Origin of the sequence: Bartonella sp. AP30XZML (assembly GCF_042195945.1) — a bacterium.
GTDB lineage: Bacteria > Pseudomonadota > Alphaproteobacteria > Rhizobiales > Rhizobiaceae > Bartonella.
In genome coordinates this window covers 1-1383 of record NZ_JBHIPJ010000096.1, presented here as the reverse complement: position 1 = coordinate 1383, position 1383 = coordinate 1, and the positions used below count along the sequence as shown (strand labels likewise).

The following is a 1383-nucleotide window of genomic DNA, read 5'->3' as shown; positions in this document are numbered from 1 at the left end:
TAACACGACTATCGCTTGAGAGAGCGATAAGTTTGTAATAGGGCTCTGTCCCGCTCCCATTGCCACCACGGGCATGAAGCTCTATACGTTCACGATATCTCTCGTCACTTTCACCCTCCATGCGGGCAAGACCATGCCAGTTTCCCAAAGCGTCAAGAGATTCACCGGTTGCAAAATCAAGAATGTTGTTGCGTGCCGCTTCGTTAATACGCTGTCTTAAAAGCAACTCTCGATAGCTAAAAGCCTCAAGGACTTTTACAGCCGGATCACTTTCAAGAATGGTATATTCCGGCAAAAGCTCTTTTAAATGGGCAAGAGCAGCAGCGCGTATTTCCTCAAAAGAAAGTTCTGTGATGATTTCGGGTTTTGCAAGCACTCCATTCATTTTATCAATAATCCTTCCATGGTAATGGGCTTGCCTGAAGGCAAATAAATGCCTTCAAAGGACAAAGAAACTTGTCCAGCATCAACCATTTTAAAATCAATTTTTTTCAGTTTAAAACGCGGTTCCCACTTGTCTAAAGCCTCAGCAACAGCGGCATAAAGAGCAACAGCAAAAGCATTATTCACTGGTGCATCAATAAGTTCAGCAACACGTGAACCATAATCACGCCGCATTACACGCGAACCAATGCGTGTTGACAAAATGTCAAGGATTGATTGGCGTAAATGATCAATGCCGGTTAATGGCTTTCCCGTTGTGCGGTCCATTCCACTGTTCAATTGGGACCTCCAGTCATAGAACCGCCAGGGGAAACACCACCATGAACATGGCTGTTTCCAATATTGGTGCCGTTATGCTTTAGTCCACTTGAATGAATGGAAACCTCATTGCTTGAAAGAAGAGAAACACTATCTTGCGAATGGAGTGAAATGTTCCCATCTGCTTTTACAGAAATGTTGCCCTTTGCCTTTAAACTAAAGTCACGTTCTGAAGTGATTTGTATGCCCTCCGGTGCGGTAAGCTCTAGCTTGCCACCATCACCTTTTAGTGACACACCATCAGCAATCGTGAGGATAAATTTTCCACCTGATTTGATGTGGATTCCATAAGTGTTTTGTTCATCATCATATTCAAGGCTGGTTCCATCAGGGTATATTGTTCGGTGAATGCTGCCCTTATCGGCTGCTTGGTTTGCATCGGTATGAAGTGAACCAACAATCACCCCTTGTGATAAATCGCCTGATGATGAGACAACAATCACTTGCTCTCCAACGTCGCGCCCTTCATAAGAGCGTGTTTTACCGGCACGGGCTTGGGTATCTGGAATCCAGTCACTGATAAGATTGCCAGTTTTTACTCGATAGCGTGCGTTTTTATGGTCGATATGGCTAATCTTCCCCACCACAACCATATTTGCCACACGTCTCTTTAGATCTGTG

General features: G+C 44.5%; 2 protein-coding genes and 1 pseudogene. All 3 read right to left on the bottom strand.

Going from position 1 to position 1383, the window contains the following annotated elements; translation table 11 throughout:
• Nucleotides 1-385: pseudogene (locus ACFIL2_RS06560) on the bottom strand (baseplate assembly protein); the annotation flags it as partial.
• Nucleotides 382-723 (bottom strand): GPW/gp25 family protein, encoded by a 342-nt coding sequence (locus ACFIL2_RS06555; protein WP_004856773.1) that lies wholly within the window; start codon nucleotides 721-723, stop codon nucleotides 382-384. The gene ACFIL2_RS06555 and the pseudogene ACFIL2_RS06560, both read right to left, overlap by 4 nt.
• On the bottom strand, nucleotides 720-1383 hold a 664-nt coding region (locus tag ACFIL2_RS06550), incomplete at its 5' end, for a phage baseplate assembly protein V (RefSeq protein WP_375680148.1). The genes ACFIL2_RS06550 and ACFIL2_RS06555, both read right to left, overlap by 4 nt.